Origin of the sequence: Mahella australiensis 50-1 BON (genome assembly GCF_000213255.1) — a bacterium.
GTDB lineage: Bacteria > Bacillota > Clostridia > Mahellales > Mahellaceae > Mahella > Mahella australiensis.
In genome coordinates this window covers 982,906-997,430 of record NC_015520.1, presented here as the reverse complement: position 1 = coordinate 997,430, position 14,525 = coordinate 982,906, and the positions used below count along the sequence as shown (strand labels likewise).

Annotated in this window: 14 protein-coding genes; all 14 read right to left on the bottom strand. The window is 43.1% G+C overall.

Annotation, left to right across the window (positions count from 1 at the left end; all coding sequences use genetic code 11):
- Positions 1-60: 60 nt before the first annotated feature.
- Entirely contained in the window at positions 61-795 is a 735-nt protein-coding gene (locus tag MAHAU_RS04775) for a pseudouridine synthase (protein ID WP_013780587.1), read from the bottom strand.
- Positions 774-1,916: a D-alanyl-D-alanine carboxypeptidase family protein gene (locus MAHAU_RS04770; RefSeq protein ID WP_013780586.1), complete on the bottom strand. Its 1,143-nt coding sequence runs from the start codon at positions 1,914-1,916 to the stop codon at positions 774-776. Before MAHAU_RS04770 ends, MAHAU_RS04775 begins: the two co-directional genes overlap by 22 nt.
- A 59-nt stretch (positions 1,917-1,975) precedes the next feature.
- The gene (locus MAHAU_RS04765; protein WP_013780585.1) at positions 1,976-2,551 is read right to left on the bottom strand and encodes a hypothetical protein; all 576 of its coding nucleotides are present in this window, start codon (positions 2,549-2,551) and stop codon (positions 1,976-1,978) included.
- A gap of 62 nt (positions 2,552-2,613) precedes the next feature.
- On the bottom strand, positions 2,614-3,366 hold the full coding sequence (locus MAHAU_RS04760; RefSeq protein ID WP_013780584.1) for a YebC/PmpR family DNA-binding transcriptional regulator: 753 nt from the start codon (positions 3,364-3,366) through the stop codon (positions 2,614-2,616).
- A gap of 106 nt (positions 3,367-3,472) precedes the next feature.
- Positions 3,473-3,631 (bottom strand): aspartyl-phosphate phosphatase Spo0E family protein, encoded by a 159-nt coding sequence (locus tag MAHAU_RS15345; RefSeq protein ID WP_013780583.1) that lies wholly within the window; start codon positions 3,629-3,631, stop codon positions 3,473-3,475.
- 106 nt (positions 3,632-3,737) lie between these two features.
- Entirely contained in the window at positions 3,738-7,076 is a 3,339-nt protein-coding gene (locus tag MAHAU_RS04755) for a ribonucleotide reductase N-terminal alpha domain-containing protein (protein ID WP_013780582.1), read from the bottom strand.
- 94 nt (positions 7,077-7,170) lie between these two features.
- Positions 7,171-7,638 (bottom strand): hypothetical protein, encoded by a 468-nt coding sequence (locus tag MAHAU_RS04750; RefSeq protein ID WP_041643858.1) that lies wholly within the window; start codon positions 7,636-7,638, stop codon positions 7,171-7,173.
- 16 nt (positions 7,639-7,654) lie between these two features.
- A complete protein-coding gene (locus MAHAU_RS04745; protein WP_049783341.1) occupies positions 7,655-8,917 on the bottom strand; it encodes a BaiN/RdsA family NAD(P)/FAD-dependent oxidoreductase in 1,263 nt (420 codons plus the stop codon).
- Entirely contained in the window at positions 8,877-9,482 is a 606-nt protein-coding gene (locus MAHAU_RS04740) for a histidine phosphatase family protein (RefSeq protein WP_013780579.1), read from the bottom strand. Before MAHAU_RS04740 ends, MAHAU_RS04745 begins: the two co-directional genes overlap by 41 nt.
- The gene (locus MAHAU_RS04735) at positions 9,475-10,347 is read right to left on the bottom strand and encodes a MurR/RpiR family transcriptional regulator (protein ID WP_013780578.1); all 873 of its coding nucleotides are present in this window, start codon (positions 10,345-10,347) and stop codon (positions 9,475-9,477) included. Before MAHAU_RS04735 ends, MAHAU_RS04740 begins: the two co-directional genes overlap by 8 nt.
- Before the next feature lie 24 nt (positions 10,348-10,371).
- Entirely contained in the window at positions 10,372-11,145 is a 774-nt protein-coding gene (gene surE / locus MAHAU_RS04730) for a 5'/3'-nucleotidase SurE (protein WP_013780577.1), read from the bottom strand.
- A 664-nt stretch (positions 11,146-11,809) separates the two neighbouring features.
- Positions 11,810-12,568 carry a DeoR/GlpR family DNA-binding transcription regulator gene (locus tag MAHAU_RS04725; protein WP_013780576.1) on the bottom strand — a complete coding sequence of 253 codons (759 nt, stop codon included), beginning with the start codon at positions 12,566-12,568 and terminating at the stop codon, positions 11,810-11,812.
- Positions 12,569-12,669: 101 nt separating this feature from the next.
- Positions 12,670-13,203: a CDP-diacylglycerol--glycerol-3-phosphate 3-phosphatidyltransferase gene (gene pgsA / locus MAHAU_RS04720; protein WP_013780575.1), complete on the bottom strand. Its 534-nt coding sequence runs from the start codon at positions 13,201-13,203 to the stop codon at positions 12,670-12,672.
- Positions 13,200-14,522, bottom strand: coding sequence for a 30S ribosomal protein S12 methylthiotransferase RimO (gene rimO / locus MAHAU_RS04715; protein WP_013780574.1), 1,323 nt, complete (start codon positions 14,520-14,522; stop codon positions 13,200-13,202). The genes pgsA and rimO overlap by 4 nt, the downstream gene beginning before the upstream one ends.
- Between the last annotated feature and the right edge of the window lie 3 nt (positions 14,523-14,525).

Genomic DNA, 14,525 nt, shown 5'->3' with positions numbered 1-14,525 from the left:
TCCTTTTTTCGACCTTTTTCCTTGCCATTATATCAAAATATAAAGAATAAATAAAGACCTTTATCGTAAATATTTTAAATATTCTATCTCTTTTGGAGTAAGATAGCGCCACTGCCCTGGTTGCAGACCACACAATTCTACTTCGCCAATGGCTTCGCGCCTCAGCCATATCACAGGATGGCCTATCATATCGCACATTTTACGTATCTGGCGATTTCTGCCCTCGCGCAGCGTTATTTTAACCACGCTTAGCCTTTGATCGGCCTTTATCAATTCAAAACCAGCAGGCGCCGTAAGCCTGCCTTCCAATACGAGCCCATGTTCAAATCGGAAGATATCTTGGTTATCAGGTATGCCACGCAATCCGGCTACATATATCTTTTCTATCTCATGTTTCGGATGCGTCAGCCTGTAAGTCAAATCTCCATCATTGGTCAATAAAATTAATCCCGTAGTGTCATAATCCAGACGTCCCACGGGATATAATCGATATTCATCTGCAACAGGCACGAGATCAAGAACGGTAGGTCGCCCAAATTGATCTTTGACAGTGCTGACATAGCCTCTGGGCTTATTAACGGCTATATATATCATATCACTTTTAAGCCTTATGATGCGACCATATACCCTGACTTCGTCCTTTTGAGGATCAATCAAAATACCCATATCTTTCACGACATGGCCATTGACCGATACCGCGCCGGATTTTATAAGTTCCTCGCTCTTTCGGCGCGAGGCGACGCCGCATTGTGCCATATATTTATGCAACCTAATCAAATCGCCGGAGTTAGCCATCTTTCTATAAGACCCCTCAATTCTCTGAAATAGTTTTTATCCTCTACATCTTGAACCGCTATGAGCTTAGCAGTGGCAATAGTTTGCCCATCTAATAAAACCTCTACTGTACCATAATCCTTTCCGGCCGCTATGGGCGCTTCTATTGCAGAGGGATAATGGAACTCAACCCGCAATCTGTTTCTTTCTTCATCGGTGACTGGAATCACCACAGGCCGAGCAGTTTTCAATGCCACCCTATTCTCTTTACCTCTTAGTACAGGTACATCGATTATCGTCTTATCCTTAGGAAGCACCTCATACATGCTGAAATTATCGAATCCGTAATCAAGCAGGGCCATGGAGTCCTCCCACATAGGGCCATCGTTTAACACCACCGCTACCAATTGCATCCCATTTCTGTAAGCCGCGGCTACCAAACAGCGTCCTGCTTCTTTGGTATATCCTGTTTTCACTCCATTAGCACCTTCATATTTCCATAAAAGCTTATTCTTATTCTGCATAGCTCTATCCCATTCGTGGCCTTCCCACGGTATCTTTCTGTATTTTGTGGATACGATCTGCTTAAATACGGGGTTCTTCATAGCATAGGCCGTTATTAGCGCCAGATCATACGCAGTGGTGTAATGGTCCTCATCCGGCAGTCCATGCGGGTTGACAAAATGCGTATTTCGTGCTCCTATCTCCTTAGCTTTATTATTCATCATATCTACAAATTTTTCGACAGAACCACCTATATGCTCGGCTATGGCTACTGCGGCATCGTTGCCTGATCTAAGCATAAGACCATAAAGTAGATCTTCCAGTGTCAATCTTTCTCCTACCTCCAGCCATATCGATGAACCTTCCACGCCACTGGCATTATCGCTTACTTCTACTATATCCGAGAGATCACCGCATTCTATGGCGGTTATTGCCGTCATTATTTTTGTGGTGCTGGCCATGGGACAGCGCTTATCGGCATCTTTGCCATACAGCACCCTACCTGTCTCAACCTCCATGACCGCAGCGACTGATGCCGATATTTGAGGTGGATCTTCAACAGCCAATGCTTTAGATATCATCAAGCAAGGTGACATAAAAACACAAAAAATTAGTAAAAAAATCACTGCACGTTTCATGCAATACCGTCCTCCATCCTTGTAATTATAAATACAAGAATAGTATGAACAGCATCACTCTAACTATCCAGATTTTCTAGTATAGCATTTACTTCCTCTTGACTATTGACAACTATGCCTTCTTTGATCTGGTCTTGGACTATACCGGGCAATATGTCTAATGGTATTCCGGTATCGCGCAACAGCTTGCCGGCGGTATCATACACTGCCACCATGCCATTATCTTCTCTTATAACGAAATGATTTGGGCAGTAACCACCTATTTCCCTTATCAAGACCACTTTATCCGGCTTAAATTCATCTACTCGCCATTGAGGATATTTTTCCGTCAGCTGTTTCTCATTTAATCCTACTATGTCAGACAATACGGGACCTTCGCCAACGGCCTCGTGACCGCACGACATATATACCGTCACAGTTTGCAGAACAGCATCCTGCTTTACCGTAGCAGCTCGATCTGATAGATATCGCTCTGCATCAGCCGACTTATCGTCCTCTTCAGCTTCGACCGGCATTAGCGGCTGAGGCACAACGCGTCCATACGATGGGCTACGCATTATATAATACCCTACCATGAAGCCGACTGCCAATGCAACAACGCTCACTGTTAAACCTATAATATATCTTTTTCGCATAATAAATACTACCCTCCGCTATTAATAGCCTTTGGATAGTATTATTGACGAAATTTTCTATATTATTCCTCTAACTCTTCTAACTCAGGCGGTATTTCCATATTATGATATACGTTTTGAACGTCATCATGATCGTCCAATTTATCTATAAGATTCAATACCTTTCGAGCTGCTTCTACATCAGGCGATACGGTAACCTTAGGTATTAGCTCCAATTGAGCAGATATAAATGGGATACCTTGTTTTTCAAGGGTATCTCTAACCGATGCGAAATCTTCCGGAGCAGTGCGTATCTCATAAGCATCATCCTGTGTTATAAGGTCCTCTGCTCCGGCCTCCAGCGCTATCATCAGCATATCATCCTCATCTATATCTACAGCATCCCGGTCCACGACTAATACGCCTTTTCTATCGAACATCCACATGACGCACCCGGTTTCACCCAAGCTGCCACCGCTTTTGTCAAAAAGGTGCCGTATATCGCTGCTGGTACGATTGCGATTGTCGCTTGTAGCTTCCACTATTATGGCAACTCCTCCTGGTCCATATCCTTCATAAACCAGCTCTTCATAATTTACCGAATCCAATGCACCAGCGGCCTTTTTGATAATGCGCTCTATCGTATCATTTGGCATATTATTGGCCTTTGCCTTGGCTATAGCATCTCTCAAAGTGGAATTAGCTTCCGGATTATCTCCCCCGTGCCTTACTGCTATAGCCAATTCCCTGCCAATCTTGGTAAATATCTTACCGCGTTGAGCATCGGTAGCTTCTTTTTTACGTTTTATATTAGCCCATTTCGAATGGCCCGACATTATAATCCCTCCATATGTTATCTATAAACTTCCTATACAATATAACATAAGGAGGGGCTTTTAGCAACATACCCCCGTCACTTATTCCGTTCATATTGCTATCAAACTACTTATAAAACAATTGCCTCTGATACCTTACCACAAGTTCATCCAACTCTTTGCTGCGCTCTAATACAGAGAACGCTTGCATCTCATAGTTCTCGCGTACTATGAGCTCATTGAGCTCTTGCGTCAACATAGATATTTGTTCCTTTAACTCCTTCATCTTTCTATAGACTCACCTTTTATAAAATAATTTTTTCAATACGTACTGCAATATACTATCACTGATTCCAATCATTTTCAATAATATAAATAAATTTTTATATGCATCAGCCACATTTAGAATAGCCGCAGCTCGGACACATCACGCATCCGCTCTCATGCTCCAACTCTCCACCACATTCCGGGCACACTGCTCGGCCTTCCTTATCATTTTGTTCGTCTATATCATCAGCTATGCCAAAGTGATTCTGCTGCTCATCTGACTGTATTTTCATGACCTTTTCGATAGTACGGGCTATGGCATCAGGACAGGATAATACCTTCAGTCCCCTTTGACGTATGGTAGTATGACAGCGTATACCTTTTAGCTGATCCACCAGCGCCTTCACGTCGATCCCTGAACGCAGTGCCAGCGATACCAGCCTGCTGGTGGCTTCAGACTGAGACGGGCATCCTCCTGCTTTACCGAGATTTGTGAATACCTCACATATGCCTTGATCATCATAGTTCACCGTTATATAGAGATTGCCGCATCCTATTCGCACCTTCTCAGTTATTCCCCGGGTAATTTCCGGTCTAGGCCTCGGTATAATGGTCGGCTCGGGCTGAATCATAACGTCAGCACCAACCTTATCTTTATCGCCTATATTCAGCACCTGTGTCTCCCTGCTGCCATCGCGGTATATGGTAACACCCTTGCATCCCAGCTTATAGGCAAGGATATATACCTGGCGTACATCCTCTTGAGTAGCGCTGTTCGGAAAATTCACGGTTTTAGATACCGCATTATCGGTATAGCGTTGAAATGCAGCCTGCATGCGGACATGATATTCCGGCGATATATCGTGAGCTGTAACAAATACTCTTTTTACATCATCGGGTATACCGTCCATATGTTGTATGCTGCCCTGATGCGCTATTTGACGCATTAACTCAGCACTGTAAAACCCTCTTTGCTTAGCAACTTCCTCAAATATAGGATGTACTTCCGGCAACTGGGTATTATCCATCACATTACGCACAAACGATATGGCAAACAACGGCTCTATCCCGCTAGAAACCCCAGCTATAATGCTTATACTGCCGGTAGGTGCTATGGTGGTGACAGTGGCGTTGCGCACCTTCAACCCCTTATCCTTCCATATGCTCTGCTCATACGCAGGAAACGCACCGCGCTGCTCAGCCAATTCGGCCGACTGCTGCCTTGCTCTGTCGCATATAAATTTCATGAGCTTAGTGCCGAGTTCTATAGCCTCATCTGAATTATAGGGTATGCCCAGCCTAAATAGCATATCGGCCCAGCCCATGACCCCTAATCCTATCTTTCGCATTCTCTTGGTCATTTTTTCTATCTCAGGCAGAGGATAAAGATTCACATCTATAACATTATCCAGAAAATGCACTGCAGTATCCACTATTCTGGCCAATTTAGCGTAATTTATCTCCCATTTGTCGCCGTCTACGGGCTGTACTACCGAAAGAAGGTTTATCGAACCGAGGTTGCAGCTTTCATATGGAAGCAAGGGCTGCTCACCACAATTATGCACGCATATGCCATTGGCATCAAAAGCGTTCACTCCCGGAATCTGAACATCATATACGCCCTTCTCCCCTGCTTGAACAATTTCATCAACCGTTGCAATGAACCTTTCTCTGTTTATCGCTCTCTTGTATTCTGCAAGACGTTGTTTCAACAGATCATGCTTTTTCGCATCGCTGAATCCTACTTTCTCAAAGAAAATAGCTAAATTGCTGGAGGTAATAACTAATTCGTGGCCCGATCGAATATGATACTCTTTAGTTCCCCTTTTACCATCAGGCATTTGCTTTATTCCTTCCGCTTTACGATCGATATGCAGTGTCGAAACTATACCCAATCGAAGCAACATTCGTTGAATAATCCTCAATCCCTCAATATCGTTTTGCCAAAGGCCAACAGATACACCTTTCTCTTGATTCCCTGTTACGGTACCATCGGCATCGAAAATACCCCTTAAAAATCCGCGGTGAAAATCATAGCTTGTCTTCTCCAATTCCTCGGTAATTCTCTTATCGCCCGAAAATATTTTATATACGGCTGCTAGATCCCGTAGAGCCGACATCTGCATTCGATGTTCTTTCCTCACATCGATCATACTCTTGAATCCATTGAAGTCTGCTCTATGGGGCAGCGTAAAAGCAGCTTCTTCCGCGGCTTTAATAATAGAATCAGCCCCATAGTCATCTCCCCATACCGAGATGATGCCGCCATCGTTCTTCAGGGTGCCGTCTCCCAAAAGGAGACCCAGTAAATATCCGTCTTCAAAACTCCCCCGGCCTTCCCACACAAGACCGCGATTATCGGATAAAACAATATGGTCGCCTGGCTTTAATTCTCCGGCCGGTTTCCACTCTTCTTGAATATTATCCCTAGTAATTGAAACAGCAACACGTATTTTATGGTCAGGCGTAACTTCTATTTTATATCCTTTATCGGTACGTATACTTATAGTGGATTTACTGCCCGTTTTAAAGAATCCTATTTCTGATGAGGAATAAAAATCTCCATTCAATGCAAGGGATATTTGCTTGCCCAATATATTAACTACTTGTTCAGGTCCGTTCTCAGTAAGTACCCACGTATCTCCAGTAATGCACGGGTTGGTGCTTTCTATCTCTCCAAGAGCCGGCACCACATTATCCTTATTGATGCGGTCAAGAAATACTATGCCCGGTTCCCCATTATGCCAAGCCATATCGACGATAAGATCAAATACTTGTCTGGCTCTGAGACGCCGCGTTATCTTGCCCGTATGAGGGTCTATGAGATCGTATTCTTCATCCTTCTCTACCGCTTCCATAAATTTTTCGGTTATGCCAACACTTATATTGAAATTGGTTATGTCGCTGTTATCCTTCTTACACTGTATAAACTCCAGTATATCGGGATGATCCACGCGAAGTATGCCCATGTTTGCGCCTCGACGGGTGCCGCCTTGCTTTACCGCTTCGGTGGCCGCATTGAATACCTTCATGAAACTGACCGGGCCGCTGGCCACACCACCGGTAGAGCGCACGGTAGCCCCCTTCGGGCGCAAGCGCGAGAAGCTAAAGCCAGTTCCCCCGCCGCTTTTATGAATGAGCGCCGCATTTTTTACAGAATCAAAGATACCCTCCATAGAATCTTCTATGGGCAGGACAAAGCACGCCGAAAGCTGTCCCAATGGCCTGCCCGCATTCATAAGCGTAGGAGAATTCGGTAAAAATTCCAGCTCGGTCATAATATCGTAGAATTCTTGTTCGGTTTTGGACACGTCAACTTTGGGATCATATATGGAATCGGCTTGAGCCACATGATGGGCCACTCGCCTAAACATTTGCTCCGGCGTTTCAATGATGTTTCCTTGCTCGTCTTTTGCCAAATAACGTTTTTCAAGTACTTTAATTGCATTATCAGTAAGTTTCAAGTCATAACCCCCTGTTCGTTATATCTATATATAGAAGCTCGGTCATATTCTTCATACAATATATTGTATAACACTATGCTCTCCATTTCAATAACTATTTTTTAAATTCGATTTTGCCCCATTTTTCTATACGACCGGTTACTACAAGCTTCTGTCCGATCTCCGGCTGCTCTATTATCCTATCGGCATCCTTTATGGTAAGCACAACCGTTCCTTGATAATCGCTGCCGTCTATCTCCAATATGTCCCCGTCATATACAACTACCAAAGTATCCTCACTACGCAGCAGCACTCGTCTCTCTCCATTTATCATAGCATAGACACCGCCGGAGTATGGACTTTGTGCCTCTATGTGAAGCACCAAGTGCGCTTGTTGCTGCCATGCTATATTGTTGCTATGCAACGATTGACCTTCTAATCTTGCCGCTCTGTTCAAAGGCATGTGGTCTGAATAGAAAAATAAAAATGCCTGTGACACTACCATTAATATAAGCGTCGTCATAAGCGCAACGCTAAGCTTTCTTTCAAACTTCTCCATATTATTGATTATTCTCTTATACAACTGCTCGAACATCCTTTCAGCAACTGGCACCGGCTAGGTAACCGGTAGAAAAAGCTATTTGAAGATTATATCCTCCCGTCAAAGCGTCCACATCGATGATCTCTCCGGCAAAATATAACCCTTTTACCAGCTTTGATTCCATAGTCTTAGGGTCTATCTCTCTAACATCCACGCCTCCGTGCGTTATAACAGCCTCTTTGAATGAACGTAGACCTAATACGTGCATTTTCAACTCCTTTAACATTTCCACCAAGTTACGCCTTTCTTCTTTGGTGATCTGATTAACGGGTTTATCTTGTTCTATATGGGATAGTTCCACTATAACAGGTATCAGTTTTTGGGGCAAAAGATCACCTAAGGAATTCTTAAATTGCTTATTATTATACTTTGAAAAATCCCTTCTTATGCGTTCATCCAGTTGTTGTAGCGTCAAAGCCGGCTTTAAATCTAGTACGATCTCTATATCAGTTACATTGTGGTCGAGCATGTATCGGCTTAGTGTCAAGACAAGCGGGCCAGAGATACCGAAATGCGTGAACAGCATCTCTCCCTGTTCTTCAAAAAATCGTTTGCCGCCAGCATAAGCAGATAGTTTAACATTTTTTAAGGATAATCCTTGCAGGCTTTTCACCCAATCCTCGACTATATCCAGAGGTACCAGTGATGGCATAAGCGGCTTGATGGTGTGGCCCAATCGTTCAGCCATAGTATAACCATCACCCGTAGAACCTGTAGTAGGATATGACAGACCACCTGTGGCCAGGATTACGCTAGTTGCCTCAACCAACCTGCCATCATAAAGTTCAACCCCTTTTACAGCGTTATTCTCCGCCATTATATCCTTGACACGTGTATTAAACCATACATCCGCGCCGTTTTGTTCCACATATCTGTATAATCCCTTTATGATATCGCTGGACTTATCTGATGCCGGAAAGACCCTATTGCCGCGTTCTATTTTAGTAGGTACACCCATATCGTCCAGCAGAGCTATCAAATCATTGTTAAAAAATCGGCTCAAAGCCGAATATAAAAATCTTGGGTTAGTAGGTATGTTCCTCATATAAGCGTTTAAATCCGATGCATTTGTAACGTTGCACCGGCCTTTACCGGTTATATATATTTTCTTGCCCGGCTTTTCATTGCGTTCAATCAACAAAACGCGCTTACCGCGGCTGGCAGCGGTCCCCGCAGCCATCATGCCGGCAGCGCCTCCTCCGACCACTACCACATCATAGCTAGCGCAAATGACAGGTATCGTTAAGCCATACAAGTACATTTCCCTTCTCTCTAAGCTCTACAGCGGTTACGCTGGCGTTATCCATCCTTATAGAATTAAAATGTCTTATATCCATGCCGAGCAATTCCAATGTCAGTACCTTTAACGTCAATCCATGACTTACTACGATTATATCTTTTCCACATTCATTGGAAATTATAATCTCAATACAATAACGTATACGTCGCCTGAATGACTCTAAAGATTCGCCGCCGCTTATAATGACTCTGCTCGGATCAGTACGCCAAAGATTATAATCCTGAGGATAACGAGCACTAAGCATCTGCGATGTCAGCCCTTGCCAGCAACCCAGATTCATTTCGCGAAGCTCCGGCAAGAAATCGATAGGCGCATCTATTTTCTCCCCTATTATTTCTGCCGTCTCACGGGCCCGCTCGAGGTCACTGCAAAATATATTGGATACGTCGTATCCCTCAAACGCTTTGGCTACAGCACACGCTTGTTGCCTCCCTTTATCGCTCAACGGTATGTCGCATTGGCCCTGGGTTTTGCCTTCTAAATTCCACAGCGTTTGGCCGTGCCTTACCATATACCACCTACTCATCCTTCTCCTTACCCACATACACGTGGTATTGACTCCATATCTTCTCCAACTCGCCAAAATACATCGATACATCGCCGCGCTTGCGCTGCCCTACGGCCACTATGAGCGCATTTATGAGGCTAAGCGGTGCTACCAGTGAATCCACAAACGAGGCCATATCGCTGCGAGCCAATAATGTATAATCGGCCCACTTTGTCAACGGAGAAAGGTGGCTGTCGGTCATAGCCACCACTTTAGCCTTTCTTTCTTTGGCAAATTGAACAGCCTCTACCGTGCGGCTGGAGTAACGTGGAAAGCTTATACCTATAAGCAAATCTTTATCCGATATCCAAATCATCTGCTCGAATACGTCGCTGACTCCTGAGGTAACGACGCGTACATTGGGCAGTATAAAGCTTAGGTAATATCCCAGAAATTGTGCAAGAGGAGCCGAACTGCGCATTCCTAGAATATATATTGTATTAGCGGCAAATATGTTGTCTATAACGGAATTAAATGTATCCTCATCTATATCTTCTATAGTAGAGCGTATATTATTTATATCAGACTTTAAAACCGTTTTGAATAATACATTGGGATCATTGAAATCCGCCGACATCTCTATACGCTGCACAGTGGTCAATTTATTGCGTATAAGCTCTCTCAACGCTTTCTGCAACGCTGGGTAACCATCATAACCCAATAGATCAGCAAACCTCACCACCGTGGATTCGCTGACCCCCACCTGCTCTCCTATGCGCGAAGCTGTCATAAAGGCAGCTTTTTCATAATGAGCCATTATGTATTCAGCTATAAGCTTTTGCCCCTTACTCATTGATTGATAATGTTCTTTTATCCGTACAAGTAAATCGTCGTTGTCGCTCATTATATACTCTCCCATTATATACTTTTATTTTAATGGCCATTCGCCTATTTGCCATCGCTTTAATTCCTTGATCATATCATATTTTGTCAGATCATAGTGTATAGGCGTTATAGAAACATATCCCTGTTCTACGGCTATTATATCGCTGGTCTCATCGTTTGCTTCTTCGATAAGCTCCCCGGTAAGCCAATAATATGGCCTACCTCTGGGATCATAACGCTGTTCATAATTATTTTTATAACGCTTAACGCCCATATGGGTTATATGAATGCCTTTTATCTTGTCTATAGGCATAGGCGGTATATTAACATTTAATAATATGTTAGAAGGCATATCGTGTTCTATAAGCGTACGACATATATCAGCTGCCAACACCGCCGCCGCACTATAGTCCAGATATTCATATGATGTAACCGACATAGCCACTGCCGGTATATTGAATATAGCACCTTCTATAGCCGCCGATACAGTACCGGAATAGATTACATCAGTACCAAGATTAGCGCCACGGTTTATGCCTGAGAATACTACATCGGGTTTATCATCCATAAGTACATCTATGCCGAGCTTGATACAGTCGGCTGGCGTACCTTCTATGGCATAGGCTCGTACGCCAGCTATATCAAACGATACTTGCACTGCTCGCAAAGGATCACGCATGGTTATAGCGTGGCCTGCAGCACTGCGTTCCCTGTCTGGTGCGGCAACTGTAACATGCCCTATATCGGCCAGTGAAGCAGCTAATGCGTGAAGACCGCTGGCATGTATACCATCATCATTACTGACCAATATATTCAAATATAATTACCTCCATCATCTATCTCATATGCTTATTATATTATATCCACTTATCTCATGCAAACACTATTGTCTGACACCTGTAATTCGTAATATGTGACTGAAACAAATTGTAAGTACGCAATCACTACGTGGCATAAGGCTTGACATATATGCTGAGCGGGCTTTTGAAGCGTAGGACCACAGCAATCTTTGATTGCGTAGTGGTCCAGCTTCACAGCCGTAGCGAGGTATATATGTCAAGCCTGTAGCGGGCTTAGGCTTTATATCATTGCATGCGCTGAATTTGTTATGTTACGAATTACAGGTCCGACACTACAATTCGTAATATGCGACTCAAATAGGTGATATAAAGCTGGAAAACGCCTTGAAATATTGCGTAGGCATGCTTAATGAGCACAGCGTAAAGCAAGCGTAGATCGGGCATGGGCGTCCGACCAGCCGCGTAAGCAAATGACCTAAAGCCAGAAGCAGGTCTTAGAATGTTTCACTGTGCGCTAAACGAAACGAATTGAAGATAGGTTATAAGGCATATGAATGCCACGCTTCTTTAATTAAAAAATTAGCGCATCAACGCAGATTGGAAGCAAAGATCTTGAAACGTCTGTAGAAACCGGATGTTTTAAATAGACATGCTATTTAGTTACCGCCAAGAAATCAGGAACTATGTCTTATACAATCGTATTCCCATTTCTGTTATAGCGTCTTCCACATCATGTGGTATATCGCTGTTCGTTATTATTATATTTACAGCTGAAAGCGGCGCATAAGATATGAGCGAGCGCTTACCGAATTTACTGCTATCTGCCACTAATATAATCTCTTTAGTCGACGCTATCATGTGTCTTTTTGCCTCAGCTTCCAGAGCATTGGATACTGTCAGGCCAGACAAAATATCTACGCCGCTTGCCGCTAATAAGAGTTTATCGGCATTGATGCGTTGGAATGCCGACGTGCATTCAGGGCCGACCAGAGAATAGCTACCTTTAAGCAGCGTACCGCCTGTTACCATAAGGTCGATTTTATCTTTAGCTGCCAATTCATCGGCTACATGTATATCGTTTGTTATAACTTTTATGCTAATATTGGTTATAGCTCGAGCTATAGCCATAGTAGTGGTTCCACTATCAAATATTACTGAATCATCTTCGTTTATTAGCGATACGGCTAAATGCGCGATTTCTTCTTTTTTTTGAGCATTTATAGTTAAACGCTGCGAAATGGGCGGTACCGACTTAACTCCATCATCCAGCATAGCACCGCCATGGGTTTTCTTTAATATTCCTTGTGACTCCAGCGCGTCCATATCGCGGCGTATGGTTTCCATCGAAACATTAAATTGACGGCTTAAATCCGAAACTTTTACAAAGCCATTCTTCTGGAGAAGTTCCGTAATCCTCTGCTGCCTTTCTTGCGCTAACAATGCTCTATTCCTCCTATTTTAAAACGCTTTCCGTTTACCGTAAAATCATAGCAACATAATATAACATAACAACAATAAATGCAACAGCAAATTTACATTTATCAAATGAACATTCCCTTGTTTTTATAAATATAATCTATACCTGAAATAATAGTTAGGGCGACAGCAGACCAGAACACCCACATAGCCAACGAAGCTATATATATACCAAAAAGATAATCTCCCCATATAAGCATTATTATGGCAATATCCTGCACCACTGTCTTAACTTTGCCCCATGAGCTAGCTGCTATTATTTTACCATTGGCAGCGGCTATACTTCTAAAACCTGTTATAAGAAACTCACGGCTCAGTATTATTATAACGGGAATAGATGATATTATGCCTTGCTCGACTAATACGAGCAAGGCCGCTGTAACCAGCAATTTATCAGCCAATGGGTCAAGAACTTTGCCTAGCGCCGATGTTTCTTTCATACTACGCGCTATATAGCCATCCAGAACATCGGTTAGCGCGGCTATTGTAAATATTACGGCTGATATATAATTGCCGTATTTGATGGGCAATATCAAGAATATGATAAACACCGGTATTAGCACGATTCTAGCTAAGGTTACCTTATTGGCCAGATTCATATTGCTTCCCCCGTCAAATCATAATCCTTTACCCCTTTTATCTTCACATAGACCATTTGACCTGCATCAAGCGGCTTATCGGAAGTAAAATATATCAATCCATCTATTTCGGGGGCATACATATAGCCTCTCCCCACATAAACCCCGTTATTGCACCCTTCCACCAGCACTTTATAGCTAAACCCTATACGCTCCTTATTTTTCTCTAATACTATCTTTCGCTGAACCCTCATAATGCTTTTGTAACGTTCCTGTTTAACATCTTCGGCAACCTGTTCTGGCATAGCGGCAGCTATAGTGCCTTCCTCCTGGGAATAGGTGAACACGCCTACATTGTCCAGTCTATATTGCTCAACGAAATCTCTTAGCATTTGAAAATCCCTATCGGTTTCTCCTGGGAACCCTACTATAAGTGAAGTACGTATGGCTATACCCGGTATACATTTTCTGAGCCTTTCTATAACGCCTTTTATGTCGTTCGAACGACTACGGCGTCCCATTTTCGCTAATATCTTATCGTTTATATGCTGTATAGGTATATCTATATAATGGCACACATGCCGGCTTTGCACAATAGCTTCTATCAATTCATCATTTACATAATCGGGATAACAGTATAATACCCTTATCCATTCTATGTTATTTATATTATCCAATTCGTGCAGTAATTCGGCTAAGCGCGGTTTACCATATATATCCCTGCCGTATACGGACGTATCCTGAGCTATCAATATTATCTCTTTCACACCGCGATCGACCAGTTCCTTGCATTCTTCTATTATATTCTCCATAGGGCGACTCCTATAAGGTCCGCGCAAGAATGGTATTATACAATAGCTGCATCCGTTGTCACAACCTTCTGCTATCTTAACATAAGCCATATACGGAGGAGTACTCAATATGCGCTTTTCGATGCCCTCCACGCTCACGTCGCCACCTTCAAAATAAGCTACCTTGCCGCCGTTTAATATTTTATCTACCACAAGGCCTATGCTATGGTAATCGCCTGTACCGATTACCGCGTTCAATTCGGGTATCTCATCTAGCAATTGCTCTTTGTACTGTTGGGAAAGGCATCCCACAGCTATGAGCCCTTTGCAACGCCCTATTTCCTTATAGCGGGCCATTTCTAATATCGTATTTATTGACTCCTGTTTGGCTGATTCTATAAATGAACATGTATTTATTATTATAACGTCTGCCTCTTTAGGATCATTGGTAATCACATACCCTTTATCGGCAAGTTCTGCCAGCATGGTCTCGCTATCAACGAGATTCTTAGGGCATCCTAAAGATATCATTCCTATGTTATAAGGCAAATT

Excerpts from the sequence above, each read along its gene's own strand:
- MAHAU_RS04775 (WP_013780587.1), bottom strand. The coding sequence starts at position 795 with ATGGCTAACTCCGGCGATTTGATTAGGTTGCATAAATATATGGCACAA.
- MAHAU_RS04770 (WP_013780586.1), bottom strand. The coding sequence starts at position 1,916 with ATGAAACGTGCAGTGATTTTTTTACTAATTTTTTGTGTTTTTATGTCA.
- MAHAU_RS04765 (WP_013780585.1), bottom strand. The coding sequence starts at position 2,551 with ATGCGAAAAAGATATATTATAGGTTTAACAGTGAGCGTTGTTGCATTG.
- MAHAU_RS04760 (WP_013780584.1), bottom strand. The coding sequence starts at position 3,366 with ATGTCGGGCCATTCGAAATGGGCTAATATAAAACGTAAAAAAGAAGCT.
- MAHAU_RS15345 (WP_013780583.1), bottom strand. The coding sequence starts at position 3,631 with ATGAAGGAGTTAAAGGAACAAATATCTATGTTGACGCAAGAGCTCAAT.
- MAHAU_RS04745 (WP_049783341.1), bottom strand. The coding sequence starts at position 8,917 with ATGTACTTGTATGGCTTAACGATACCTGTCATTTGCGCTAGCTATGAT.
- MAHAU_RS04740 (WP_013780579.1), bottom strand. The coding sequence starts at position 9,482 with ATGAGTAGGTGGTATATGGTAAGGCACGGCCAAACGCTGTGGAATTTA.
- MAHAU_RS04735 (WP_013780578.1), bottom strand. The coding sequence starts at position 10,347 with ATGAGCGACAACGACGATTTACTTGTACGGATAAAAGAACATTATCAA.
- pgsA (WP_013780575.1), bottom strand. The coding sequence starts at position 13,203 with ATGAATCTGGCCAATAAGGTAACCTTAGCTAGAATCGTGCTAATACCG.